General features: G+C 55.4%; 17 protein-coding genes. 5 read left to right on the top strand and 12 right to left on the bottom strand.

The window, feature by feature from the left end; all coding sequences use genetic code 11:
- Positions 1 to 154: 154 nt before the first annotated feature.
- From yegQ to mdtA, 10 genes are all read right to left on the bottom strand, one after another.
- Positions 155 to 1,516, bottom strand: coding sequence for a tRNA 5-hydroxyuridine modification protein YegQ (gene yegQ, locus ACLJRE_RS09360; RefSeq protein WP_001517981.1), 1,362 nt, complete (start codon positions 1,514 to 1,516; stop codon positions 155 to 157).
- 115 nt (positions 1,517 to 1,631) lie between these two features.
- Entirely contained in the window at positions 1,632 to 3,743 is a 2,112-nt protein-coding gene (locus ACLJRE_RS09355; RefSeq protein WP_023212553.1) for a DUF4034 domain-containing protein, read from the bottom strand.
- A 10-nt stretch (positions 3,744 to 3,753) separates the two neighbouring features.
- On the bottom strand, positions 3,754 to 4,470 hold the full coding sequence (locus ACLJRE_RS09350) for a DUF1266 domain-containing protein (RefSeq protein ID WP_023212552.1): 717 nt from the start codon (positions 4,468 to 4,470) through the stop codon (positions 3,754 to 3,756).
- Positions 4,470 to 5,672 carry a hypothetical protein gene (locus ACLJRE_RS09345; protein ID WP_023212551.1) on the bottom strand — a complete coding sequence of 401 codons (1,203 nt, stop codon included), beginning with the start codon at positions 5,670 to 5,672 and terminating at the stop codon, positions 4,470 to 4,472. Before ACLJRE_RS09345 ends, ACLJRE_RS09350 begins: the two co-directional genes overlap by 1 nt.
- Before the next feature lie 268 nt (positions 5,673 to 5,940).
- Positions 5,941 to 6,663 (bottom strand): two-component system response regulator BaeR, encoded by a 723-nt coding sequence (gene baeR, locus ACLJRE_RS09340; RefSeq protein WP_000137854.1) that lies wholly within the window; start codon positions 6,661 to 6,663, stop codon positions 5,941 to 5,943.
- A complete protein-coding gene (gene baeS / locus ACLJRE_RS09335) occupies positions 6,660 to 8,063 on the bottom strand; it encodes a two-component system sensor histidine kinase BaeS (protein ID WP_001606207.1) in 1,404 nt (467 codons plus the stop codon). The genes baeR and baeS overlap by 4 nt, the downstream gene beginning before the upstream one ends.
- Positions 8,063 to 9,475, bottom strand: coding sequence for an MFS transporter (locus tag ACLJRE_RS09330; protein ID WP_000137821.1), 1,413 nt, complete (start codon positions 9,473 to 9,475; stop codon positions 8,063 to 8,065). Before ACLJRE_RS09330 ends, baeS begins: the two co-directional genes overlap by 1 nt.
- On the bottom strand, positions 9,472 to 12,552 hold the full coding sequence (gene mdtC / locus ACLJRE_RS09325) for a multidrug efflux RND transporter permease subunit MdtC (RefSeq protein ID WP_023212550.1): 3,081 nt from the start codon (positions 12,550 to 12,552) through the stop codon (positions 9,472 to 9,474). Before mdtC ends, ACLJRE_RS09330 begins: the two co-directional genes overlap by 4 nt.
- Positions 12,553 to 15,675: a multidrug efflux RND transporter permease subunit MdtB gene (gene mdtB / locus ACLJRE_RS09320; RefSeq protein ID WP_023137012.1), complete on the bottom strand. Its 3,123-nt coding sequence runs from the start codon at positions 15,673 to 15,675 to the stop codon at positions 12,553 to 12,555.
- On the bottom strand, positions 15,675 to 16,916 hold the full coding sequence (gene mdtA, locus ACLJRE_RS09315; RefSeq protein ID WP_000678809.1) for a multidrug efflux RND transporter subunit MdtA: 1,242 nt from the start codon (positions 16,914 to 16,916) through the stop codon (positions 15,675 to 15,677). Before mdtA ends, mdtB begins: the two co-directional genes overlap by 1 nt.
- 282 nt (positions 16,917 to 17,198) lie before the next feature.
- On the opposite strand from mdtA, the gene ibsA reads away from it, so the two are divergent.
- The gene (gene ibsA / locus ACLJRE_RS09310) at positions 17,199 to 17,258 is read left to right on the top strand and encodes a type I toxin-antitoxin system Ibs family toxin (RefSeq protein WP_001805500.1); all 60 of its coding nucleotides are present in this window, start codon (positions 17,199 to 17,201) and stop codon (positions 17,256 to 17,258) included.
- Positions 17,259 to 17,356: 98 nt separating this feature from the next.
- On the opposite strand, the gene yegD is transcribed toward ibsA, so the two are convergent.
- On the bottom strand, positions 17,357 to 18,709 hold the full coding sequence (gene yegD, locus ACLJRE_RS09305; protein WP_000469638.1) for a molecular chaperone: 1,353 nt from the start codon (positions 18,707 to 18,709) through the stop codon (positions 17,357 to 17,359).
- 133 nt (positions 18,710 to 18,842) lie between these two features.
- Between yegD and alkA the strand changes: the two genes are divergently transcribed.
- Entirely contained in the window at positions 18,843 to 19,712 is an 870-nt protein-coding gene (gene alkA / locus ACLJRE_RS09300; RefSeq protein ID WP_000494715.1) for a DNA-3-methyladenine glycosylase 2, read from the top strand.
- On the opposite strand, the gene ACLJRE_RS09295 is transcribed toward alkA, so the two are convergent.
- Positions 19,680 to 22,670 carry an MASE1 domain-containing protein gene (locus ACLJRE_RS09295; RefSeq protein WP_053296627.1) on the bottom strand — a complete coding sequence of 997 codons (2,991 nt, stop codon included), beginning with the start codon at positions 22,668 to 22,670 and terminating at the stop codon, positions 19,680 to 19,682. The genes alkA and ACLJRE_RS09295 overlap by 33 nt on opposite strands.
- Before the next feature lie 330 nt (positions 22,671 to 23,000).
- On the opposite strand from ACLJRE_RS09295, the gene udk reads away from it, so the two are divergent.
- The 3 genes from udk to asmA all read left to right on the top strand — a co-directional run bounded on the left by udk (position 23,001) and on the right by asmA (position 26,209).
- Positions 23,001 to 23,642, top strand: coding sequence for a uridine kinase (gene udk, locus ACLJRE_RS09290; RefSeq protein WP_000132082.1), 642 nt, complete (start codon positions 23,001 to 23,003; stop codon positions 23,640 to 23,642).
- 90 nt (positions 23,643 to 23,732) lie between these two features.
- Positions 23,733 to 24,314 carry a dCTP deaminase gene (dcd, locus tag ACLJRE_RS09285; protein ID WP_001234783.1) on the top strand — a complete coding sequence of 194 codons (582 nt, stop codon included), beginning with the start codon at positions 23,733 to 23,735 and terminating at the stop codon, positions 24,312 to 24,314.
- 38 nt (positions 24,315 to 24,352) lie between these two features.
- Complete coding sequence (gene asmA / locus ACLJRE_RS09280; RefSeq protein ID WP_023212547.1) at positions 24,353 to 26,209, top strand: outer membrane assembly protein AsmA; 1,857 nt, start codon at positions 24,353 to 24,355, stop codon at positions 26,207 to 26,209.
- Positions 26,210 to 26,257 lie beyond the last annotated feature (48 nt).

Below are 26,257 nucleotides of genomic sequence, written 5' to 3'. Positions count from 1 at the left end.
AAGGGAGATTACGCAGGCCAAGGAGGTGGTTCCTGGTACAGCTAGCATTTATGGGTTATGTTTTTCAGCGCGTTGAATAATACCCGCATTGAGCGAAGCGGTATGTGATCAATTTCTAAGAATCTTCCCGCCATGAAAAAATAACCGCAATTAACTACTTAGCATGGGGGTTACGCGTTGATTCGCCTGAGAAATTACGCATCAATAGTGCGTAATCCAGCGTAACGTCCTGCGGGACGGGCATCCAGACGGTATAGCCATCGCCAGGTGCCACCGGCATAGCGTCTCCTTTGGCGTTCTCCATCTGTTCCAGGGTGAAATTGATATTTCCCTGCGGTGTCATCAGCTCCAGACTATCGCCAACGGAGAATTTATTCTTCACCGCCACGGCCGCCAGTTGGCCTTTACGCTCGCCGGTGAACTCGCCGACAAATTGCTGGCGTTCGGAAACGGAGTAACCGTACTCGTAATTCTGGTAATCGTCGTGCGTATGGCGACGCAGGAAACCTTCGGTATAGCCGCGATGAGCCAGACCTTCCAGCGTTTCCAGCAGCGTAGGGTCGAAGGGTTTACCCGCGGCGGCGTCGTCGATGGCCTTACGGTAGACCTGCGCGGTACGGGCGCAGTAATAAAAGGATTTGGTGCGGCCTTCGATTTTCAGCGAGTGGACGCCCATTTTCGTCAGGCGCTCCACGTGGGCGATAGCGCGCAAATCTTTTGAGTTCATGATATAGGTGCCATGCTCGTCTTCGAACGCGGTCATGTATTCGCCCGGTCTTTGGGCCTCTTCTATCATAAACACTTTATCCGTCGGCGCACCGATACCGAGCGTCGGCTCAACGTTCTGTACCGGAATCGGTTCGTGCTTATGCACGATGTTGCCGACAACGTCTTCTTTTCCTTCCTGCACGTTATATTCCCAACGGCAGGCATTGGTGCAGGTGCCCTGGTTCGGATCGCGTTTATTGATGTAGCCGGAAAGCAGGCAGCGGCCGGAATAGGCCATGCATAGCGCGCCGTGGACGAAAATTTCTATTTCCATATCCGGCACCTGCTGGCGAATTTCCTCAATCTCTTCCAGCGACAGCTCGCGGGAGAGAATCACACGGGTCAGCCCCATCTGCTGCCAGAATTTTACCGTCGCCCAGTTTACGGCATTAGCCTGTACCGACAGGTGAATCGGCATTGCCGGGAAGTGCTCGCGTACCAGCATAATCAACCCTGGATCGGACATGATCAGCGCATCCGGGCCCATCTCGACGACGGGTTTCAGGTCACGGATAAAGGTTTTGAGCTTGGCGTTATGCGGGGCGATGTTCACCACCACGTAGAATTTTTTTCCGAGCGCGTGGGCTTCGTTGATGCCAAGCTGCAAATTTTCGTGATTGAATTCGTTATTACGCACGCGTAAAGAGTAGCGCGGTTGGCCCGCATAGACGGCATCGGCACCGTAAGCGAAAGCGTAACGCATATTTTTCAGCGTTCCCGCCGGCGAAAGGAGTTCTGGTTTAAACATCATTTTCTCGTTCTGATGACAGGTCAGATCCGCCTCACCTGATGAGGCGGCTGGAGGAGAGTCCTCACTTTAAGGGCGGGCATTGTAGCGCCGTGGGAGAGGGGAGTAAACCACCTTACACCATTGAGTTGACCTGTCCCGGCAGCTCTGAGTTCGGGATGCGGACGGTATACCAGGCGAAACGAAAGCGTTTCCAGAAAGAATCGAAATGCAGGTGGTCCAGGCAGTCCATAACGATTTCATTATCCGGGTAAAGCGTGAAGGCAAAATGCGCCCAGCGTGCGCTTAGCTTCATATTAAACAGCGTTCGATCGTGTTTATTACCGTGCAGGCGCGATAGGGTCACCATAGCGTGTAGCGTGACTTTGTTGGCCTCTTGTTGCACCAGTTCCAGATGCTTATGCGCCAGCGTAATATCCTTCACTTCAAAAATATTCAGCAGGAACAAGCCCCAGGCCTCTTTATGCCCGAACTGATGCGCCAGCCAGAGATTATCGAGTAGTTCTTTTTCATAAGCGGAACGTTTTTCGGTATCAAATTCTTGTTTACTCAGACGCTGGTTGCAGACGCCGATGCTGAAATGAATATTTTGCAGGTCATTTTCATAGTCGGTATAGCCTCCGTTATCTATTAATTTGTACGGGGTGCTCTCGCGCAGCGCTAACTGCCGGTGCAAAATCTCCGCCGCGCGCTGAAAATACCCTAACGCGATGGCAGGATCGTAAGGTAGTAGGCCGTTGTTCTCTTTATTATTGTGTTCAAGGCCCAGCAGGTTTAGCGCGGCGGGGATATTTCTTTGCGCGCCCAGCTCTGCCAGCGGCACGAAATGTTCCGGGAGCCCGAACCAGTTGAAATTTTTAATCGCCGCCCGCCAGTGATGGTTATATTTAATGTCGGCGACGCTATCGAGCCAGGCGAGGCCTTGCGCCTCATCCTTTTCGAAACCCAATAGCCCGGCGTACTGAACGTAGCCACGACGGATTTTCGGCACTGCGAATTGCGTTTGCTGCGCATTCTGACAGAGAAAATTATACATCCACCAGGTGTCAGGAAAATCACGCAGGGCGAACTTTATCGTGTCATCAGAGAAATAATTGTTGAGCTTAACTTTTTCCATGATCGAACGCTGAAGGGTTCGCCAGAGCGCGTCATTATCGTCCAGATCGCTACAGCAGACCCGCAGCCACTTCAGCGCGTTGTGGCGGGATTCCTGGATATGCGCTCGCAGGCTAATCTCTTCGGCTTTGGCGATAATGCGTTCCTGTTCTGCCGGGGAGTCAACCTCTTTAATGCGCAGATCGCGGTGATCGTCCCACCAGATTAATAGCTCCAGATGTTCACCTTCTGCGGCAGAAAGGTGATCGCATACGCTTGATTCCAGAAATTCGCGGATTTCCTCGTGAGACCCTCCCCAGCGCGGCATACGAAACGGGATATATTCATCCAGCACGTAAAATGCCGTCGGGAAAATAGCCAGGCAGACGGCGAGCCAGTATTTTTGCCCGGCATCGTCATCGCACTCCGGCAATACGGACGGGCGCGGCAAATTTGGGCAAACCGCGTCGGCAAACGACAGCCCGGAATGGGCCATCAGCGCGTCCACCTCCTGCGGTGAATGGCGATGATATTCAGCCAGATCTTCCATTAATGGCTGCCCGGCAACATTCGCGCCCACAAGGAACTCAACCAGCCAGCCGGGCTGGTCGAAGACTTTTGAGTTGGTGCTGGTCAGGGCCGCGGCCATCCACTGGCGCGGTTCACAGTCGATAGCATTGAGCACGGCGATGACCATCCGTTCGTTGCAGGCGGCAGCGCAGATCCACATCGCTCGGGTGGTTTCTCTCGCCCAGCCATAGCTGCGATACAGCCACGCACGGTGATTCCAGTATTGCGCCTCGGCAAGCCAGGCGTGAGTAGAGCGGGGGCGGGCGCGCTGCCAGTTTTTGATCAGTGCTAATCCTTGCGGCCCGGCCTCAACCAGCGTGTCCATATCGTAAAAAGGGTTGTCCATTTGATTCCAGGCGAAGAAATAGCGCTTTTCCGCTTCGCGGCTGGTAAAGCTCTCCGTCAGCGCCTGGTTGTAGCGTTCGTCCAGTTCGTCATAGCGTTCTTCGCGCAGCAGGCCGGAAATATCGGCGATATGCCACTCTCGTTGCCCGTCATTGAGGGGATTTTTGTGGTTGCACATCTCAAACATAGCGTTGAGCAGACGATCATCCTGTTCCATAAAGCGTCCTTTAAATCGGCTCGAAAATTTTGAATTCATTCCACGGCAGTTGTCGCCAGCGGCTGACAGGGTCTTGCAGATAATGGGTGGCTTCCTGTAAATCCCGTCCGGCAGGCGCTGTTGGCGTGTCACGTAGCGTGAGCCATACCCGGCGGGCGCGAACGTAGGCGGTGGCGTAATCCTCCCAGGAATCAAAACAGTCCTGAGCGCGCTGGGCGTTAAGTAACAACACCAGCCAGGCCTGATGTACGTCGCACCAGCCGAGCCCGGCGATACAGCGGGTCAGAAAGGCGGTGCGCATGCAGTCGAAGGCCAGCGCGTCGCGGACCTGGCCCTGGGCCGCCAGATGATGATAAAACGTGCGCGGCGAGCTGCCGATGCCCGCAGGCCAGCGGCGTAAGATACCCTCAACCTTGTGGCGTAACGCCGCGCCGTCGAGGTTTTCGCTCAAGCCCAGCTCTTTTTTTACCTGCTGCGCCAGATAGCGGCGTTTGTCATCGTCAAGTTTGAAGACCAGCTCAACGCCTTTGATCGGTAGCCCGTTGCGCCGGGCAAGGATATCAGCTAGCGCCAGCGCCCATTGACGCCGCCGGGTATCGCGACGCAGATCCTTCAGGCGATCTTTTTCTTTCTCCTCGGCGATACGGGACGCAATCAGCGGTTTGTTTTTTTTGTAGTTGCGCCAGCTAAAAAATAGGGCGGCAATAATAAGAACAATCCAGAACATTAGCGCTCCTCCCTGGTTGCAGAAAGATAGCGCGTGGTTTGTAGCGTCAGGCTTTCAATTTCGAAAGGTTCGCTACTGGTGTTTTTCCCGGCAAGCGTAGGGTGCCATTCATGTCGTGGAAACAGCATTTCCGCAGCCGTCGCCACGTTAGGATCAACAACCTGAAGGTAGCGCAGTGCCTCCGGGGCGCTGTGCAACAGCAGCCACTGTAAAGCTACCGGAGGCGTAGGGAAGTGCTCCATTAAATGAAAATTGTCATGCAGCACATTGAGCAGAAAATTGAGGTAATGAATATGAGTAATAAATTTCCAACCTGAATATTCCGGCGTCGATTCATAAACTATTCCCATCCCTTCACAATCGGCGTGGCGCTCAGGAAGTGGTTGCAGATGGCGTAACAGAGATAAAACATCGTTAGCATATTTCTTAATAGGATGGCGATTTTGCTTACCTTTAATCTGATCAATGCTCAGGCCGTTATTACCGACCACCAGGCTTATTGTGACGTGGGGAATATTATTGCCGTCGCGCAGGCTGAACAGGCGAAGTTTCTGTTGTTCAATTTGCCGGGCGTAGTAATCGCCGTAGCCGCCGGAAAGCGCGCCTTTATTATCAAAATCTCCGACGCAGTGTTGCATATGCCAGGATTCATACGCCATCTCACTGCGCAGGCCGGGGTTTGTTGCATCAAACTCAACCAGCACGCCGTTATTCACCGCCATCACCGGTTTTAGCGCCTCGCTGTTGGAGGGATACCAACCTTGTTCACGCAGGCGCTGCATTTTTTGATGCTCCGCTTCGCGCATTGCCAGCACGGTAAAGCAGTTGATGCGCTGTAGTTTAGTTTCCAGCCGCGTTCCTTCCTGACGCGAAAGAAATTCCACTAAATCTCTTTCCATTGCCACAAGTTGCGGGTGCTGAACGTTAAGGTAGTAAAAGCGCTCATCGCCACCCAGCTTTGGCGCCAGCCAGGCGGGGATTTCTGTATCAGCGCTAAAATAAACGGCATAATCGGCGACGGAGCGCACAGGATAAACATGAGGAAAGTCACCAATGATCCAACGATAAAAATGGTTGCTTAACCAGCGCTGGATAATTTCGCTGTCGCCGCGTTGTTGGCTCCGGGAAAAAATAGACGATTTTACATTTGGCGCATTTATTATATTGCGTGGTTTATAGCGGTGAGATGACGTTTCTGTCATAAAAATCCATGTATAATTAAGCTGGTATTATGTTTATGTATTTTTAGATTCACTTAATGAATTAATGCGCAATAAGTTTAAAAAACTACTCACAGTATATCGGTAAACTAAAAAGAGCGGCCAAATAATTTATTGTCCCCGATCGCGTTCGTCATGGTTTTCGGGATACAGCTCGGCCAAAGGAAAGAGGACAGTGTGTTAATTCCGCCAGAATAGCGTTGGCGAAAAATATCGTCTTACGACCTTGTTATTGTTATGCCAATAATCATTATACCAGGCGACACGCATCCGCTTCCCAACGATATCCCACCCCGTAGACCGCGCGTATAAATGACTGTTCGGCATCCAGCGATTCCAGTTTACGGCGCAGGTTTTTAATGTGGCTGTCGATAGTACGATCGGTCACCACACGGTAGTCGTCGTAGAGGTGGTTTAACAACTGCTCGCGGGAAAAAACTTTACCCGGTTCAAGCGATAAGGTTTTTAGCAGGCGGAATTCAGCGGGGGTTAAATCCAGCGCTTTACCACACCAGGAGGCCTGAAAGCGGCTTTCATCAATCATTAACGGGCTTTCGGCATCCTGCTGCTGGAGTTCGCGCTGCGGTTTGCAGCGGCGCAAAATGGTTTTCACGCGGGCCACGACTTCGCGCGGGCTGTAAGGCTTACAGATATAATCATCGGCGCCGATTTCCAGCCCAAGCAGCCGGTCGATCTCTTCGATTTTGGCCGTGACCATCACAATGGGGATGTCGGAAAAACGGCGAATTTCCCGGCATAGCGTCAGACCATCGGTACCCGGCAGCATCAGATCCAGCAGAATCAGATCCGGCGGCGTTTGACGCACATACGGCAGTACCTTGTCGCCATGATTGATGAGCGTGGGGGCGTAACTCGCCGCGCGTAAGTAGTCAATAAGCAGCTGTCCCAGCTTGGGTTCATCTTCAACAATCAAAATGCGCGGCGTGTTTTCATCAATGGGTAATTCAGTCATACTTCTCTCTGTAAATCGCGATCCAGCGGTAACTCTACTGTAATGCTAACCCCGCCAAAAGGCGAATGAGCGGCGTGAAGATGACCGTTATGCGCGTGTACAATATTGACGCATATCGCCAGCCCCAGTCCAGAACCGCCGCTGGCGCGGTTACGGGACACTTCCGTGCGGTAAAAACGGTCAAAAAGTTTTTGTAACTGTTCATCGCTGACGCCCGGTGCAGAATCGGCAAAGGTCAGGAATAATGATTTATCGCGTTGTTCGGCGGAAATATGCAGGCCGCCGCCGCTGTCGGTGTAGCGCAGACTGTTTTCCAGCAGATTATTAAACAGTTGCATCAGGCGATCCGGGTCGCCGAAGACGGTCATGCTATCCGGCAACGCGTAATGTAGCGTTAGCCCCCGGCTGGTAAAGCGTTCTCTGAACGCGCCGCCAGCGACTTCCAACAGGGGAACAAGATCGACGGTCGTTTTTTGGTAAGCCAGCGCGCCCTCGTCAGACAACGAAAGCTGATGCAGGTCGTCAACCAGTTTGGTAAGCGTACCGACTTCCGCCTGTAGGGAGGTAACCGATTCTGGCGTGAACTGGCGAACTCCATCCTGAATGGCTTCCAGTTCGCCGCGCAATACCGCCAGCGGCGTGCGCAGTTCGTGGGAAATATCCGCCATAAAGTCGCGGCGCATCTGCTGGTTTCTTTCCAGCGTGCTGGCAAGCTGGTTAAAGTCCTGCGCCAGTTTTCCCAGTTCATCAGCGCTGGTTGGGGTCACGCGCGTGGTAAAATCCCCCGCCGCCAGTCTGTGCGTACCCTCGACCAACCGTTTGACCGGGGCGAGCAGGCCACGCGCCAGCAAAAACGTCGCCAGCGCGGCCAGCAACGTTGATAACGCCACGATCATCCAACTGGCGCGCCGCTGCTGCATATCAAAATTAATATCCGTATTACGCGTCAGCCGCTCGACAGGAGAGGCGATAATCGCGCCGACTTCGGCGCCATTGACCAGAATGGGGCGGCGAGTACCGTCATGCGGCACCGGACCGCGTGGGCCGACCAGCACCTGGCCATTTTGATCGACGACCCAGAACTGGGTGCGCCAACCGTGCGGCGGCATACCGGGGCCGGGTTTATCCCGGTCGTTGTCATGCTCAAATGAACGCAGAATCTGGAAAACGAAGCGATCGTTGTTGCGTAAAAAACGCCAGTTGCCGTGTTGCTGGTACTGGTCGCCCAGCGCATCGCCCAGCATTTGTAGCCGCTGCTCGTTGCCGTGTTTGATATAGTCAATAAATCCGCGTTCAAAACTGACGCGCACGGCCCAATGCATACTGATCAGCAGCACGATGCAGGTGGCGAAAATCGCCAGAAACAGCTTGCCGGTGATTCCGGGCCGCCAGACTTTCATTACAGGCTCCTTTTACGCCGTGAAATGACCATGTTTTGCTGTGTATCGTTCGGCACGCGGGCAAAAATTATCGCCGGTAGCGCGATAATAACCGCCATACATAACCAGGTGTACATAAAGACGTGATGTGTGGCGCTACTGTCTATCCCGATATGCTGTTGGCCAAACATACCCAGCAGCATTCCGGCAATAGTGACGCCGATACTCATCGAGAGCTGCATAATCATCGATAATAAGCTATTGCCGCTGCTGGCCAGCGTATCGGGAAGGTCTTTTAGCGTTAAGGTGTTCATGGAAGAAAAGCGCGCCGAGTTCACCATTCCCTGCAAAAGCAGTACCAGCGGCAAGAGATAATACCAGCCGAGCAGCGCGACCGACATAAACAACAGGCTAACCAATGCCAGTCCGAGCGTGGTCGCTACCAGAACCCGACGATAGCCAAAACGGTTAACTATCTGCACCACAATCCGCTTCATTCCCATGCTGCCCAGCACCATGGGGATCATCATCAAACCGGCATGAAACGGTGAAAAACCAAGACCAATTTGCAAAAAGACCGGCGTCATAAACGGCAGCATACCGCTGCCGATACGCCCGGCAAAACTGCCCAGCAACCCCAGTGAAAACGTGGGCGTGCGGAACAATCGCAGGCTGAATAACGCGCCTGAGTTTTTTTTGGCATGGAGGAGATAGAGCAGAATGGCTGCCGCGCCGCCCGCAGCAAGTCCGGCTAATGTCCAGGGCGAAATCCCCATGCTTTTACTACCGTCCAGCGCCAGCGTGAGTACCGCCATGCCGATAGCTAACAGCAGGAACCCCGGCAGATCAAAGCGCCGGGTCTCTATGGTGTAGTTTGGCATCAGCATAAAGGTCGCCATAGCGCCGACAATTCCTACCGGGATATTGATCAGAAAGATCCAGTGCCATGAAGCATATTCCACCAGCACCCCGCCCAGCGCGGGGCCGAGTAACGGCCCGATCTGTCCCGGTAGGGTGACGAAGGTCATCGCCGCCATATATTGCGCGCGCGGCACGATTTTCATGACCGTCAGGCGTCCGACCGGCACCATCATCGCGCCGCCTACGCCTTGTAAAACCCGCGCTAATACCAGTTGATTAAGCGTGCCGGAAAGGGCGCAAAACAGCGAACCCAGCGTGAACAGCACAATGGCGGCAAAGAAGATATTACGCACGCCGATTTTATCTGCCAGCCAGCCGCTGGCGGGGAGCATCACGGCGACGGTAAGAACATATGACACCACTACCATGTGCATATGCAGCGGGCTTTCCCCCAGGCTTTTCGCCATGGAGGGCAGCGCAGTGTTGACGATGGTGGTATCCAGCGACTGCATAAAAAAGCCGAATGCCACAATCCAGAGTTGCCAGCGGGTGTTGTCAGGAAGTTCTGTCATATCTCTACTACCGGTTTGCTATTTTTACGCGAAAAACGCAGCCGCAGACGGTCGAAAAAGAGGTACACCACTGGCGTGGTATAGAGCGTCAGAAGCTGGCTCATGACCAAACCGCCGACAATGGTTATCCCCAACGGCTGCCGTAATTCCGAACCGTCTCCGCCAGATAACACCAATGGCAGTGCGCCGAACAGCGCCGCCAGCGTGGTCATCATTATTGGACGGAAGCGTAACAAGCAGGCCTGGAAAATGGCTTGTTCCGGCGTCAGGCCGCCGCTTCGTTGCGCTTCAAGCGCAAAATCGACCATCATAATGGCGTTTTTCTTCACAATGCCAATTAATAGCATGATCCCTATCAGGGCGATTAGGCTGAAAGGGGCATTGAAGAGTTCCAGCGCCAGAAGCGCCCCAACGCCCGCCGATGGCAGAGTAGAGAGAATGGTCAGCGGATGGACGTAGCTTTCGTACAGTATCCCCAGCACAATGTAGACGGTAGCGATCGCCGCCACTATCAAAATAAGCTGTGAATTCATGGTCTGCTGGAAGACTTGCGCCGTTCCGGAAAAACTGCCGCGTACCGTCGGGGGGACGCCAAGCTGCGTCATTGTGCGATTAATGGCCTCCGTCGCCTGCGATAACGATGTGCCGGTCGGCAGGTTAAAGGCAATCGTGGACGCCGCGGACAATCCCTGATGGTTCACCGACAGCGGCGCATTGGCGGGCCGCCATTGGGCGAAATAAGAGAGGGGAATCGCTTTTCCGTCACGGTTGATAACGAACATTTTCTCCAGCGCGCTGATATCCTGGCTATAGCGCGGATCGACTTCCATCACCACTTTATACTGGTTCATCGGCTGATAAATGGTGGAAATTTGCCGCTGGCCGAAAGCATTATTTAACAGACTGTTTGCGGCCTGAACATCAATACCCAGCCGTGACATGGTGTCGCGGTCGTAGATAAGGTTCATCTCCGCGCCATTATCCTGCTGGTCGGAGTTTACGTCCGCCAGTTGCGGCAGGGCCGAGAGCGCTTTGCGTATTTTCGGCTCCCACTCGCGCAGCGCCGCCAGGGAGTCAGACAGCAACGTATATTGGTAACTGGCGTTAGCCTGCCGCCCACCGACGCGAATATCCTGTACCGCCATCAGAAACAGCCTGGCGCCGGGTTCTTTTGCCAGTTTGACCCGCAGTCGATCAATGATTTGCTGCGCCGTCTCTTTGCGTTCGCCGCGCGGCTTCAGCGTAATAAACATCATGCCGCTATTCACCCGCGAGCCGCCGGTAAAACCAGTGACATTATTCACCGCCGGATCGTCGCGAATAATTTTCATAAAATCCTGCAGCTTGCCGCGCATGGCCTGGAAAGAGATGCTCTGGTCAGCCTGAATACCGCCTATCAACACGCCGGTGTCCTGCTCCGGAAAGAATGTTTTAGGGATGGCGATATAAAGCCAGATGTTCAGCGCAACGGTGCCAAGAAAAACCACACCGACAAGACGCGTATGGTTAAGCACCCATTTTAATGACGTGCCGTAACCCTGTTGCAAGGCGACCAGCAAACGGCCAACGCCCCGTTTACGCGGTTGGGTGCGCGGTTTGCTTGATTTAAGCATCCAGCCGCACATCATCGGCGTCAGTGTGAGCGAGACCACCAGCGAAATGCCAATCGCCACCGAGAGGGTAACGGCGAATTCCCGTAATAATCGCCCTGGCAGGCCGCCCATTAACAGCAGCGGCAGAAATACCGCCACCAGCGACAGACTCATGGAGATGACCGTAAACCCGACTTCCCGCGTACCCTGTAATGCCGCCTGCAAAGGTTTCATTCCCGCCTCCAGATGGCGGGCGATATTTTCCAGCACCACAATGGCATCATCAACGACAAATCCGGTTGCGATAGTCAGCGCCATCAGCGACAGATTGTTGAGGCTGAAGCCGCACAGATACATGGCGGCGAAGGTGCCGATGAGCGAAACGGGAACGGCGACGGCGGGGATTAGCGTGGCGCGCCCGGAACGCAGGAATAAAAACACCACCAGGATCACCAGCGCGACAGAGATAGCCAGCGTCTCTTCTACCTCTTGCAGCGACGCGCGAATCGTCGGCGAACGATCCTGGGCGATTTGTAAATCGATAGCGGCGGGGATCATTGCCCGCAGTTCCGGCAGTTTTGCCCGGATGCCGTCGACCGTCTGAATAATGTTGGCCTCCGGCAGCTTGCGGATCATCAACAAAATAGCGGGTTTAGCGTTCGTCATCCCGGCGTTACGGACATCCTGCACCGAGTCGGTGACGCTGGCGACGTCGCCCAGGCGTACCGCCGCGCCGTTGTTATAGTGAATAATCAGCGGCTGGTATTCGGCGGCGGTTTTCAGTTCGTCGTTGGTCTGGATTTGCCAGCGGTGGACGCTATCTTCAATTGCGCCTTGCGGTCGGCGTACGTTGGCGCTGTCGATCGCTTCGCGGACCTCATCCAGCGAGACGCCCTGGTTAAAGAGCGCCTGCGGGTTTAAGCCTACACGTACTGCGGGCAGGGAGCTGCCGCCGACGTCAACATCGCCGACGCCGTCAATTTGCGCGATGGTTTGCGCCAGTTGGGTAGAGGCGAAATCATACAGTTTGCCCTGTGACCAGCTCTCCGAGGTGAGCGTTAAAATCATAATCGGCGCGTCGGATGGATTGGCCTTGCGATAAGTCGGGCGGCTGGGCATTCCGCCTGGCAACAAGCTTTGCGCGGCGTTGATGGCGGCCTGCACGTCGCGCGCCGCGCCGTTAATATCACGATCGAAATTAAATTCGAGAATAATGCGCGTACTGCCGAGCGAGCTGCTGGAAGTCATTTCATTGACGCCTGCAATGCGTCCCAAAGAACGTTCCAACGGCGTCGCCACCGACGAAGCCATGGTTTCCGGCGAGGCGCCCGGCAGCGAGGCGCTAACCATAATCACCGGGAAATCGACCTGCGGCAGCGGGGCGACCGGCAACAGACGAAAGCCCAGAATGCCGCACAACGTAATGGCGGCGGCAATCAAAATGGTGGCGACCGGGCGGTAGATGAAAAGGGCGAAAAAGCGCATCTACGCCTCCTCTTTATGGCGCGGAAAGCGACTTTTCACGTACAGCGACAGGCGGTCAAACAGGAGATAAATCACCGGTGTGGTAAACAGAGTTAATACCTGGCTGACCAGTAGGCCGCCCACCATCGCGATCCCCAACGGGCGACGTAATTCCGCGCCAACGCCGGTACTCAACATTAATGGCAATGCCCCGAGCAACGCCGCCAGCGTGGTCATCAGAATCGGTCGAAAACGCAGCAGACAGGCCTGGAAGATAGCGTCGCGCGGACTCATCCCCTGTTCGCGTTCGGCGGCGAGGGCGAAGTCAATCATCATGATGGCGTTTTTCTTCACGATGCCGATCAGCAAAATAATGCCGATAATGGCGATAATATCGAGCTCGCTACCGGCGATGATCAGCGCCAGCAGCGCGCCGACGCCCGCCGTAGGCAGCGTTGAGAGAATCGTGATCGGATGGATAAAACTCTCATACAGCACGCCGAGCACGATATACATCGCTACCACGGCGGCGACAATAAGCCAGACGGTGCTGCCCAGCGCCGCCTGGAAGGCGAGCGTACTGCCCTGAAACTGCGTTGTAATATCCGCTGGCAGGGCGAGCGTTTTTTCCGTACCGAGAATCGCCTGCACCGCATCGCCGAGCGAATAGCCCTCCGGCACGTTAAACGAAAATGTCGTGACCGGGAACTGATCTAAATGATTGATGGAGAGCGGGGCGAAGCGCTGCTCAATGCGGGCAATCGCGCTGAGCGGTACGGTGCCGCCGTCGCGGCTCGTCAGGCGAATCGTCTGCAGCGCCGCCAGGCCCGGCGTGCTGGCGGTATTATGTTCCAGCACGACGCGGTACTGGTTCGCCTGGGTATAAATCGTTGAAATCAGGCGTTGTCCGAACGCGTTGTAGAGCGCGTTATCCACATCCGCCATGCTGATACCCAGACGGCTGGCGCTGTCGCGGTCGACATTCACCCAGGCCGCTAATCCCCGATCTTGCCAGTCGCTGCTTACCTCAGAGAGCTGTGGTAACGACTGTAGCGCGTTCTGCAGTTTTGGCACCCAGTGGCTGAGCGCATCGAGCGTCGTGGCCTGCAGGGTAAACTGATACTGCGTGCGGCTGACCTGCGTGTCGATGGTTAAATCCTGCGTCGGCTGGAGATACAGCGCCACGCCGGGAATCGTCGCCACGGCGGTTTGCAGCCGGGAGATCACCTGCTGCACGCGGTCATCACGCGCATCCAGCGGCTTGAGGTTAATTTGCAGGCGCGCGCTATTCAGCGTGGGGTTAGCGCCGTCTACGCCAACAAAAGTCGTCAGACTTTGCACCGCCGGGTCCTGTAATATCCGCTCCGCCACCTGGCGCTGACGTTGCGCCATACTGGCATACGATGACGATTGCGGCGCCTGCAGCGTCCCCTGGATAATGCCGTTATCCTGTACCGGAAAGAACCCTTTCGGGATGACTATCCACAGCATAACGCTGAGCAGGAGCGTGGCGAATGCCACGCTCAATGTAAGCCACGGATGGTTGAGCACTTTCGCTAATCCGCGTCCGTAGCTGGCGATCACGCGGTCAAACATCCGCTCGCAGGCGCGGGAAAAGCGGTTTTGTTTACGCAGAGATTGCTGGCTGAGCATACGCGCGCACATCATGGGCGTGAGCGTCAAAGAGACGACGGCGGAGATTAAAATCGCTACCGCCAACGTCACCGCAAATTCGCGGAACAGTCGACCAACAATATCGCCCATAAAGAGCAACGGGATCAGCACCGCAATCAGTGAAAAGGTGAGGGAAATAATGGTAAAGCCGATTTCGCCCGCACCTTTGAGCGCCGCCGCCAGCGGTTTTTCTCCTTTTTCGATGTAGCGCGAGATGTTCTCGATCACCACAATCGCATCGTCGACCACGAAACCCGTGGCGATAGTGAGCGCCATCAGCGTCAGGTTATTAATGGAAAAATCCAAAAATACCATCACCGCAAAGGTGCCGATAAGCGACAGCGGTACGGCGACGCCGGGAATAATTGTGGCGGGAATGTTACGTAAAAACAGATAGATAATCATGACGACCAGCGCGATCGCCAGCATCAGTTCAAACTGGGTATCGCGCACGGAAGCGCGAATATTGGTGGTGCGATCGGACAGGACCGTGACCTTCACCGATTTCGGCAGGCTTTCGGTAAGTTGGGGCAGCATCTGGCGAATGCTGTCCGCTGTCGCAATGATATTGGCGCCAGGCTGGCGTTGAACGTTCATCACGATAGCCGGCGCTTGATTCGCCCATGCACCGAGCCAGCTATTTTCCGCCCCCTGTTCGACGGTGGCGACATCGCCCAACCGTACCGGCGCGCCGTTTTGATACGCGATGATAAGCCTGCGGTATTCGTCGGCAGACTGCATCTGATCGTTAGCAGAAAGCGTCACCGCCCGTTCGGGGCCATCCAGACTGCCTTTCGCCGAGTTGACGTTGGCGCCGGTAATTGCGGTACGGACCGTTTCGCTGGTCAGACCGAGCGCGGCGACAGCCTGAGCATTCAGTTTTACGCGTACCGCAGGGCGCTGCCCGCCGGCAAGCGTCACCAGCCCGACGCCGGAGACCTGCGAGATCTTCTGCGCCACGCGGGTTTCTACCATGTCCTCTACCTGGGTCATCGGCATCGCGTTTGAGGTGACGGCAAGCGTCATAATCGGCGGGTCCGCCGGGTTGACTTTGCTATAAATCGGCGGATTCGGCAGGTCGGAAGGCAATAAATTGGTGGCTGCGTTAATCGCCGCCTGTACTTCCTGCTCGGCAACGTCCAGCGGCAGCGTCAATTGAAACTGTAGCGTTACCACCGATGCGCCGCCGGAGCTTTGCGACGACATCTGCTTAAGTCCCGACATCTGGCCGAACTGGCGCTCAAGCGGCGCGGTGACGGCGGAGGTCATGACATCCGGGCTGGCGCCAGGGTAGAGCGTAACAACCTGAATAGTGGGGTAGTCGACCTCCGGCAAAGCGGCGACGGGCAGGAAGCGATAGCCGATAATCCCGGCGAGTAAAATCGCCGCCATCAGCAGAGTGGTGGCCACGGGGCGCAGAATAAACAGACGCGAAGGGCCGCCCGTGCTGCCCGGAGGTAATACCTGCATCAGGCGCGCGCTCCTTTTTGACCTTCATGGCGGGAAGGGGATTTTTCATCCGCCACGGTGGTTTGCGGCTCAACGACCTCGACTTTTGCGCCTTCCGTCAGCCGATCAATACCATCGGTAACGACGCGATCGCCTGCCGACAAGCCTGCGCTGATCACCACGTTTTGGTTATCCTGAATACCGATTTTTACCCGCTTCTTGCTGACGTTATTTTCGTCGTTCAGCACCCACACAAAGTGGCCCTCATTGCCCATTTGCACCGCCGCGGCAGGCACCACAACGGCATTTTGTTCGGTATCGACCAGCATCCGGGCGTTCACAAATTGATTGGGGAACAGCGTATCGTCCTGATTGGTAAAGCGCGCTTTAATTTTGATCGTTCCCGTCGTGGGATCAATCTGGTTGTCCAGACTGAGCAACACACCTTCGCTCAGTTTGTGCGAGTTAGTCCGATCCCAGGCTTCTACGACCAGCGCTTTCCCCGCTTTCTGTGCCTGAACTACGGTCGCGATATCGCTTTCCGGCAGAGTAAAAATGAGATCAATCGGGTGCGTTTGCGTAATGACGACAATACCGGCGGTATCGCTGCTGGAAATCTGGTTGCCGACATCCACCTGTTTCAGACCCACGCGTCCCGAGACCGGGGCCGTGATACGACTCCAGTCGAGCTGTAACTGCGCGCTGGCGACATTGGCTTCATCCGCTTTAATGGTTCCCTGGGTTTCGTTGACCAGCGCCTGTTGCGCATCCAGTTCCTGACGGGAAACCAGATTGGTTTTTGCCAGTTGCTGATAGCGCGCCAGATCACGACGCGCATTCGCCAGCGTAGCGTTATCTTTCGCCAACTGTCCCTGCGCCTGCGCCAGGGCGACCTTAAACTGGCTGGGATCGATTTGCGCCAGCAGATCGCCTGTGTTGACCTGCTGACCTTCCTGAAAGTGCAGGGCGATGAGTTGACCATCCACGCGGCTACGCACCGTAACGGTATTCGCTGCGGTCACGGTACCCAGCCCGCTCAGATAGCGCGGTACGGCTTGCGTGGTCGCGGTCGCGGCCTGTACCGGCGCCAGAGGGGCGTCGCGCATACCGCGGCGACCTGCGGCGGCGGTATGCGGCGCTTGCGCGGCGACGCCCGGCGCGGCGGTCGGGCTTTCGCTACGGCTATGCCAGAACCAGAATGCGGCGGCGGCCACTACAACCCCAATCGCTATTGCCCAGCGGAAAGTATTACTGCCTTTCATCGGTATAAGTTTCTCATCCAGAAACGTTTTGCGGAATGTTGCTCCCTCTATTGTAGTCAGCAGGGAAGGGAGAAAAATGGAGGAATTATGGAACACGGTCGGGATTATTCTGAATGGCGACCCGCTTTGCGAGGCGCTACGCAACTCTCATCGGTGAAAATCGTTAACGCGCCGGAGTGCGGTAAAGTGGCGGCACGGCAATGAAGGTAAGCCACCGATTTCAGCAGGACGCTGAAACGGGAAAGCCCCTCCCGAGGAAGGGGCCAAAATAAGGAAAGGGTTATGATGAAGGTAGTCATCATACTGGTGATACTCTTAGTGATTAGCTTCCAGGCTTACTAAGACACCAGGGGGAGGAGGAATCCTCCCTTACCCTCACTCCTGACGTTAAGCCACATCAAGAATAATGTCAATCCATCAGCGCTGGGCTTGCGAGGCGCTTAGCGGAAAACGACCTCCGCCCAGCGCGCCAGTCCTGCGGTGACGGAGCCGAAATCATCGCCGCCAGCGACGGGTATGCCCGGTAGCTGTTCGGAAAGCGCTTTTTTAATCAATGGCGAACGGGCGCTGCCGCCGGTCAGATAGATGACATCCGGTTTTTCCTGCGCGCTGTCCAGCGCTAGTTGCACCTGTTCCAGAATACGCGCCAGCGGTTGATCCAGCGCCGCTTCCAGTCCTTGCTGGCTGATAGCGACCGCCAGGTCGTCGCTGATAAATGGCAGCCTCGCCGTAATATCCGCCTGGCCGGAAAGGGCGATTTTGCTCTCTTCCGCGCAGCGTACCAGGCGGTAACTAAGCCGCTGGCGCCAGACCTTGAGCAGCAACGCGACCTTGTCTGCTTCACGCGCGTTGCGAACCAAATCATTCAACAGACGACCATTCGCGCTACTGTAAAAATCGCTTTGCGCCGGGACGTCGTTAATCGCCACGGCGTTCCACCACGGCAGCACCGGCAGGGCGATGCCTTTTTCGGTTTCGCCGCCCATGCCCAGCAAAGGCATCAGATTTTTAAAGGCCAGCGCGATATCCAGATCGTTTCCGCCCACGCGGCAACCGCTGTGCCCCAACAGGCTGTTTTCACGATCGGCGCGCTGACGCCACTGTGGCCCCATTAGTAGCATGGAGCAGTCGGTGGTGCCGCCGCCAATATCCACGACCAGCACACGCTTCTCTTCCCGCAGCATAGCCTCGTAGTCCAGGCCCGCCGCGACCGGTTCGTATTGGAATACCACCTCCTGAAAACCGGCGCGTTTTGCCGCCCGCTCCAGAATACCCTGCGCCTGGCGGTTCGCGTCATCGCCGCCGAGTCCCTGAAAGTTGATCGGGCGACCGATCACCGCCTGGGTAATGGCCTCCGGCAATTGGCTGTGCGCCGTATGACGAATATGTACCATCATGGCGCAGACCAAATCTTCAAACAGCGCGACCTGCTGCGGTTTCAGGCCGCTGGCGCCTAAAAAGGATTTTGGCGATTTGACAAACCAGACTTCCTGGGGATCGTCAATATAGTGCGCCAGCGACGCCAGACCAAACTGTACGCTTTGCGCGCCAACCTCAATATCTTCCTCGCGGTTGTAGCGTATCGCGCGGCGTAGCAGCGCCTGGGTTTCTTCGTCCGTTGCCGGCACATCATGATGGCGATACAGCCACTCGCTCACCGCTTCGCGCGTCGGCGCGCACAGCATAGACGGCAGTAATGCGCTGTTATTCTCCATTGTCAGCAACCGTGGATGCCCGTCGCGCATAATGGCGACCGAGCAGTTTGCCGTACCGTAATCAAATCCTATAAACACCTTAAAATCCCCATGCCAGTGAAGAAGGGGCGTGACTTTAGCGAAATGTCGTCGCGGCGACAACTGGAATATGAAAGCAAGGCGTTACGTGCGATTAGCGTTTATGCTGAAAGGTCAAATAAAGGAGAAAAGTATGTTTACCCTGAGCTGGCAGCCGCCTTACGACTGGTCGTGGATGTTGGGCTTTCTTGCCGCGCGTGCGGTGGACGGCGTGGAAACGGTAGGAGAGGGCTTTTATGCGCGTAGCCTGGTGGTGGGCGAGCATCGCGGACTGGTCAGCGTGAGGCCCCATCTGCCCACCCACACTGTGCAGGTTAGCGTGAGCGCCGGATTACTTCCCGTCGCGCCGGCGTGTCTGGCGAAGGTTTCGCGTCTGTTTGATCTTGACTGCCAGCCCGCGCAGGTTGCCGCCGTGCTGGGGCCACTGGGCGAGGACAGACCGGGGCTGCGTTTACCGGGATCGGTTGATACGTTTGAACAAGGCGTGCGGGCGATACTGGGGCAACTGGTGAGTGTCGCGATGGCGGCAAGGTTGACGGCGAAAGTGGCGCGCCGCTATGGCGAGGCGTTGCCGGATGCGCCCGATTATGTCTGTTTTCCCGGTCCGGAAACGCTGGCGTTGGCCGATCCGCTGGCGCTTAAAGCTCTGGGGATGCCGCTGCGGCGCGCCGAAGCGCTGATTCATCTGGCGCAGGCGACGCTGGCGGGAAAACTGGCGCTCGCCGCGCCGTCGGATATTGAGCAGAGCGTTAAAAATTTACAAACGTTTCCGGGAATTGGCCGCTGGACGGCGAACTATTTCGCCCTGCGCGGTTGGCAGGCAAAAGATATCTTTTTGCCCGACGATTACTTAATTAAGCAGCGCTTCGCCGGGATGACGGCCGCGCAGATCCGTCGCTACGCGGAGCGCTGGAAACCGTGGCGTTCCTACGCGCTACTGCATATCTGGTATACCCACGGCTGGCAACCGTCAATGGATAGCGAAATAGCTGGTATTCAGTAACAAATCCAACGGTTGCGCTTCGGCGATAGTGTCGCCATAAATCAGATCCACGCCAATACGGGAGAGCGTATCCAGCACCTGTGGGTTTTGTACCGGCCCGGCGAGCGTTTTGATGTCCAGATGCTGGGCGTGTCCCTGGATGATCGAGGTCAGCATTTCATCCATTAAACTCTCATGAACGTTGGCGATAAGGTCGCTATCCAGCAGTAAATAATCAGCGATATGCGGGGTCAGTAAATTAAACAGCTGTAAATCGCGCCCGACATGGCTGAGAATCACCTGGCAGCCGCGTTGTCGCAGTTTTCGCAGAGTCGCAGCGGCGGTCTGCGCCTGCTTAACGATAACGTCAGCCGGGATAATCAGATGTAATAACCGTGGCGGCAGTGGGCTATGCTCCAGTTGTTCCAGCAGCTCATCAATAAGGGTCGCGCTGTATAATCCTGCGGCGGACAGCGGCAGCGCAACGCTTAATCCCTTGCTGGCGACGGCGGTCGCCGCATGGTGGAAAAACTCATGGAATACCCGTCGGTCAAGCGCGTGATGCAGCGCGGAGTCGGCTAATCCTGCCCGGAACGCGCGCTCTTCCATCACTTCCCCTTCGCTGGTCCACAGCCTGAGTGAGACCAGCCAAAAGCTGGTGGCCTCCGGCGTACGCGGCGGCGCGACGTTTCTGGCAAGCATTAGCAGGTGGTTATTTTTAATCATATGCCACTGTTCTTCCAGCGGCATCATTCCCTTTGAGGAGGTTAATGCGTGCTGCGGTTCGTACACGGTCAGACGGCCGCGACCGCTATTTTTCGCGGCGTAGCAGGCTATATCGGCCTGAGACACGACCTCTGTGAGCTGGCAGTTATGTTCATTTATCATTGTGATCCCGGCGCTGGCGCCGATCCGATGCAGGCGTCCTTCCCACATAAAGTGATATTCATTAACGGCGTTGATAAGCCGCGTCACGATAAAACGCGCGCTGTCACTATTACAATCCGGCAGCAACAGGCCAAACTCATCGCCACCCAGACGGGCCAGGAGATCGCTGGAGCGAAGCATACTGAGCATCAGTGACGCGAGTTCGCGCAATAAGGCATCGCCGGCGGCATGTCCCGCGCTGTCGTTAACCGCTTTAAAACGGTCCAGATCGATAAACACCAGCGCATGATGTTGAGGCGATTCCTGTATTGTTTGCAGGCGCTGTTGAAGTTGCTTTTCAAAACTGGCGCGGTTGGCAAGATGGGTGAGGGCGTCATGCGTTGCGCTGTAGCTGAGCTGGCGTAACATTTTTCGTGATTCGGTAACGTCCTGGATAACCAGAACCGAACCAATCTTATCGCCGTCAAGTGTACTGAGCGGCGTGATACTGTAATGAATATCGTAGCTGCCGCCGTTATGACAATGGAGCACTATCTCCTGTTCCATGTCCGATCGCGACCTGTCGGCGCGATAAATATCCTCCAGCAGCGGCCCCTTATCACCTGACGTAATGCGCAGAACCGTTAATAATGGCGCGCCTAAAGCATCCTCTTGCCGCCAGCCGCTCATCTTCTCGGCGATCGGGTTCATAAAGGTGATATTCATCGCGACATCAATACACACCACCGCTTCTCCGATAGAGTCAAGCGTGATGTGCAACCGTTCTTTTTCCTGAAACAGCGCGTCGTTCGCCTGTGTAATACGCTCCATCAACCGCTGGTTTTCCTGCTCGCTTTGCTTGAGATCGTTAATATCTTCAATCTGAGCAATAAAATAGAGAGGCTTATTGTCTTTATGCCGAACCAGCGAGACGGCCAGCAGCGCCCAGACGACATCGCCGTTGCGGGTGTAGTAGCGTTTTTCCATGGAATAGCTATTGATGTCGCCGCGCACCAGCATGTTTAGCTGTTCAAGGTCGTTATTCAGGTCTTCCGGCCAGGTCAATTGCTGAAATGTCATCGTGCGTAATTCATCCTGGCTATAGCCAAGAAAATGGCTCAGAGATTTATTGACCTGTAGCCACTGACCCTCCGTACCGACCAGCGCCATACCAATGGCGGAATACTCCATCGCGTTGCGAAAGCGGGATTCGCTCTCGGTGATATGTTTGCGTTCCGTGCGAAACGCGTACATCACCATCGTCATCATATTGGCAGGCAGCAGGATCATTAAAAAAGGCAGCCACGGCATATTGACCATCACGTCGGTTTTCGGCGTGGCGAGCAGCGTGGGGTCATTGGCCAGCATGAGCGAGACCACGATAACGGTAGCTAAAAAAATTAAAAACGCCTCCATTCGCGGCAGGCGCACCGCACTCCACATCAACAGGACGATAACGCACGTAAACGGCCACGGAATATAGCGCATAGCGAGCCAGCTTAGCGCCAGCGTAATGACCAGCGTCAATAGCGTTTCCAGCAACAGATGCGGGTCGCGATGACGCAACAGATAGTGTGGTTTAAACAGTAAACCTAACGGTACCAGCGTCAGCGCGCCGATGGCTTCCGATAATACCCAAATCAGAAACGCTTTCGAGGCGACCGCTTCCGGTGCTATCAGCCAAAATAACAGGCCGCCGAGTAGCGGCGGAATCACGGCGCTGCCGATAGCCAGACGAAACCAGTCATTCAAATTTTGTAAGGGGTTGTAGCTGGGGAGCAGTTTTCGCAGCAGTATCGCGCCAGTGGCCGCCTCGATAATATTTATTGCCGTCCAGCTAAAGTTAAGCGAGGCGGCAGGAAATAAAGTCAGTGAGGCGCCGATGCTGCCGAGCGAGCAGGCGACCGCGATCCCAGGCCACAGACGGCCCGCATGGCGGTAAAACGCGACCATCATAATGGAGGTGGGGAACCACAGCGGCGCGAGTTGGGTGCCGACACGCGATAATTCGAGCGAAAAGAGCGTAAAGACAAACGCGACCAGGCCTAAACTGACCAGACGCAATAGCGGGTGGGGGACGGTAACGAAAACATGTTGGGATGGTTTACTCATTACCACTCTATCCGAATCGTCGGTAACGTCACGGAATACCGGACGCGTCAGTTTACTCTGTGATTATGCTAGTATAAACGCGTAATGATTTATACGCTGGCTGAATATAAATTGTGGCTCCCGGCGTATTCCTCCTCCAGACGGGTCGATAAATCCGCTGCCCGCGTTAAAACTGAACGCTTTTACGTCGCGACGTCGAATGCGCCGCCAACAAATTCACCGTGGCATAGCGCCGGACTGGTATCGCGCTGCTGAAATCCCTATAATTGCCGCGTTTGGCGTTTCGGCGCCCCCCTTCCTTACATCCAGGTTAATCAGGTCGCTAAATTTATGACTGATCAGTCTCATCAGTGCGTCATTATCGGTATCGCTGGCGCATCGGCTTCCGGCAAGAGTCTTATTGCCAGTACCCTTTACCGCGAATTGCGTGAACAAGTGGGTGACGAACATATTGGCGTTATTCCCGAAGACAGTTATTACAAAGATCAAAGCCATCTGTCGATGGAAGAACGCGTAAAAACCAACTATGACCATCCGAATGCGATGGATCACAGCCTGCTATTTCAGCATCTTCAGGCGCTCAAGCGCGGTTCGGCGATTGAATTACCGGTATACAGTTATGTTGAGCATACCCGTATGCAGGAAACGGTTCGCGTAGAACCGAAGAAAGTGATTATTCTTGAAGGTATTCTGTTACTGACCGACGCGCGTTTGCGTGAAGAGATGAACTTCTCTATTTTTGTCGATACGCCGCTGGATATCTGTTTGATGCGCCGTATCAAACGCGATGTGAACGAGCGTGGTCGCTCAATGGATTCGGTGATGGCGCAATATCAGAAAACGGTGCGTCCGATGTTCCTGCAATTTATTGAGCCTTCCAAACAATATGCGGATATTATCGTGCCGCGCGGCGGTAAAAACCGCATCGCTATTGATATTCTGAAAGCGAAAATCAGCCAGTTCTTTGAATAAATCTGGCGAATTGTGTACCGTTCAGTGATAACCTGGTTAGCCCTTGATGTGCTTGATTTAAGGGCTTGATGCGCGAAAGGAGAAAGTGCCATGCGTTTATGCGACCGAGATATTGAAGCCTGGCTGGATGAAGGCCGTTTGTCTATCACCCCGCGACCTCCCGTAGAGCGCATTAACGGCGCGACGGTCGATGTACGTCTTGGCAATAAATTTCGAACCTTCCGTGGCCATACGGCGGCGTTTATCGACCTGAGCGGGCCGAAAGATGAGGTCAGCGCGGCGCTGGATCGCGTGATGAGCGATGAAATCGTTTTGCCGGACGGCGAGGCATTTTATCTGCACCCGGGCGAGTTGGCGCTGGCCGTCACCTTTGAATCCGTTACCCTGCCGCCGGATTTAGTGGGCTGGCTGGATGGCCGTTCCTCGCTGGCGCGTCTGGGACTGATGGTGCATGTGACGGCGCACCGTATCGATCCCGGCTGGTCGGGCTGCATTGTGCTTGAGTTTTACAACTCCGGGAAGCTGCCGCTGGCGTTGCGTCCGGGTATGCTCATCGGCGCGCTGAGCTTTGAGCCGCTGTCCGGCCCGGCGGCGCGGCCTTATAACCGCCGTCAGGATGCCAAATATCGCGATCAGCAGGGCGCTGTTGCCAGCCGGATTGATAAAGACTGAGCCATTCGGCGCAATACTGCCGGTCCATTGAGGGTAGCATGAGACGATTTCTGACGACGCTGATGATTTTCCTGGTCGTGCTGGTGGCCGGATTCTCTGCGTTGGTATTGTTGGTCAATCCGAATGATTTCCGCGCCTATATGGTGCAGCAGGTTGCCGCGCGTAGTGAATATCAGTTGCAACTGGACGGGCCGCTGCGCTGGCACGTATGGCCGCAACTCAGCATCCTTTCCGGGCGAATGACGCTAACGGCGCGAGGCGCCAGCGAACCGCTGGTGCGGGCTGACAATATGCGCCTGGATGTCGCTTTATGGCCGCTGTTGAGTCATCAGCTTCATGTTAAGCAGGTGATGCTGAAAGGCGGGGTGATTCAACTGACGCCGCAAACGGAAGCGGTACGCAGTGATGATGCGCCGGTCGCGCCGAAAGATAATACCTTGCCGGACGTAGCGGAAGATCGCGGCTGGTCGTTTGATATTCGTAGCCTGCGCGTTGCCGACAGCGTGCTGGTTTTCCAGCATGAAAATGATGATCAGGTCACGGTGCGCGATATTCGTCTGAATATGGAACAAGATGCCGAGCATCGCGGCACGTTTGATTTTTCGGGACGCGTGAACCGCGATCAGCGGGATCTTGCTTTATCGTTCAGCGGAACGGTGGATGCTTCCGATTATCCGCATAATTTAACCGCGGGTATTGAGCAACTGCGCTGGCAATTGCAGGGCGCGGATCTACCGGCGCAGGGGATTGAGGGGCAGGGACAACTGCAGGCGCAGTGGCAGGAGGCGCAAAAACGTCTTTCATTTAACCACTTAAATTTAACGGCGAATGACAGTTCTCTGACCGGGCATGTTCAGGTAACGCTGGCGGAGCAGCCGGAATGGCAAATTGACCTCCAGTCCAGCAAGCTTAATCTGGACAACCTGTTGCCGCATCATAGCACCGAGGCTCAGACGGGCGGCGCGGTGTCGCAGGGGCAAAATACGCTCCCCCTGACCAGGCCAGTTATCGCGTCGCGTGTTGGTGCGCCGCCTTATCAGGGGCTGCAAAGCTTTACGGCGGAGATTGCTTTACAGGCGGATTCAGTTCGCTGGCGGGGAATGGACTTTACCCAGGTTTCGACGAAGATGTCTAATCAGGCCGGATTGCTGGATATCACCGAGTTGCAGGGGAAACTGGCCGACGGAGAGATGTCGCTGCCCGGCACGCTTGACGCCCGCACCGCCAGTCCGCGCATCGAGTTCCACCCTCGCCTCAACCATGTTGAGATTGGGACTATCCTGAAAGCCTTTAATTATCCGATTAGCCTGACCGGTAAGATGTCGCTGGTTGGCGATTTCTCCGGGGCGGATATTGACGCAGAGGCATTTCGCCATAGCTGGAAAGGAAAAGCGCATGTTGACATGAGCAATACGCGCCTCGAAGGAATGAATTTCCAACAACTGGTGCAGCAGGCCGTAGAGCGAAGCGGCGGCGACGCGCAGCAGTCGCAGGAAAATATGGACAACGCGACCCGACTGGATCGCTTCACGACCGATCTGACGCTAAATAAGGGCACGCTGACGCTCGACGACATGGTCGGGCAATCTTCTATGCTGGCGTTAACCGGCAGCGGAACGCTGGATCTGGTTAAGCAGAGCTGTGATACGCAATTTAATCTGCGTGTGCTGGGCGGATGGAACGGCAATAGCAACCTGATCACCTTCCTGAAAGAGACGCCGGTGCCGCTGCGCGTCTATGGCAAGTGGCAGGAGCTGAACTATACCCTGCAAGTGGATCAGTTATTGCGCAAGCATTTACAGGATGAGGCGAAGCGTCGGCTCAACGACTGGGCGGATCGCAATAAAGATACCCGTAACGGTAAAGATGTGAAGAAACTGCTGGATAAGCTGTAGTTTTTGGCCAAAGAGGAGTGCCGGATGGCGAGGCTAACGCGCCTCCGG

It is taken from the genome of Salmonella sp. SAL04157 (genome assembly GCF_046551635.1).
Classification (GTDB): domain Bacteria; phylum Pseudomonadota; class Gammaproteobacteria; order Enterobacterales; family Enterobacteriaceae; genus Salmonella; species Salmonella enterica.
The sequence above is the reverse complement of the archived record's forward strand: the minus strand, read 5'-3'. Positions and strand labels throughout refer to the sequence as shown.

What these genes read in the sequence shown, in the direction of transcription:
- yegQ (WP_001517981.1), bottom strand. Translation starts at nt 1,516, where the DNA reads ATGTTTAAACCAGAACTCCTTTCGCCGGCGGGAACGCTGAAAAATATG.
- ACLJRE_RS09355 (WP_023212553.1), bottom strand. Translation starts at nt 3,743, where the DNA reads ATGGAACAGGATGATCGTCTGCTCAACGCTATGTTTGAGATGTGCAAC.
- ACLJRE_RS09350 (WP_023212552.1), bottom strand. Translation starts at nt 4,470, where the DNA reads ATGTTCTGGATTGTTCTTATTATTGCCGCCCTATTTTTTAGCTGGCGC.
- ACLJRE_RS09345 (WP_023212551.1), bottom strand. Translation starts at nt 5,672, where the DNA reads ATGACAGAAACGTCATCTCACCGCTATAAACCACGCAATATAATAAAT.
- baeR (WP_000137854.1), bottom strand. Translation starts at nt 6,663, where the DNA reads ATGACTGAATTACCCATTGATGAAAACACGCCGCGCATTTTGATTGTT.
- baeS (WP_001606207.1), bottom strand. Translation starts at nt 8,063, where the DNA reads ATGAAAGTCTGGCGGCCCGGAATCACCGGCAAGCTGTTTCTGGCGATT.
- ACLJRE_RS09330 (WP_000137821.1), bottom strand. Translation starts at nt 9,475, where the DNA reads ATGACAGAACTTCCTGACAACACCCGCTGGCAACTCTGGATTGTGGCA.
- mdtC (WP_023212550.1), bottom strand. Translation starts at nt 12,552, where the DNA reads ATGCGCTTTTTCGCCCTTTTCATCTACCGCCCGGTCGCCACCATTTTG.
- mdtB (WP_023137012.1), bottom strand. Translation starts at nt 15,675, where the DNA reads ATGCAGGTATTACCTCCGGGCAGCACGGGCGGCCCTTCGCGTCTGTTT.
- mdtA (WP_000678809.1), bottom strand. Translation starts at nt 16,916, where the DNA reads ATGAAAGGCAGTAATACTTTCCGCTGGGCAATAGCGATTGGGGTTGTA.
- alkA (WP_000494715.1), top strand. Translation starts at nt 18,843, where the DNA reads ATGTTTACCCTGAGCTGGCAGCCGCCTTACGACTGGTCGTGGATGTTG.
- ACLJRE_RS09295 (WP_053296627.1), bottom strand. Translation starts at nt 22,670, where the DNA reads ATGAGTAAACCATCCCAACATGTTTTCGTTACCGTCCCCCACCCGCTA.
- udk (WP_000132082.1), top strand. Translation starts at nt 23,001, where the DNA reads ATGACTGATCAGTCTCATCAGTGCGTCATTATCGGTATCGCTGGCGCA.
- dcd (WP_001234783.1), top strand. Translation starts at nt 23,733, where the DNA reads ATGCGTTTATGCGACCGAGATATTGAAGCCTGGCTGGATGAAGGCCGT.
- asmA (WP_023212547.1), top strand. Translation starts at nt 24,353, where the DNA reads ATGAGACGATTTCTGACGACGCTGATGATTTTCCTGGTCGTGCTGGTG.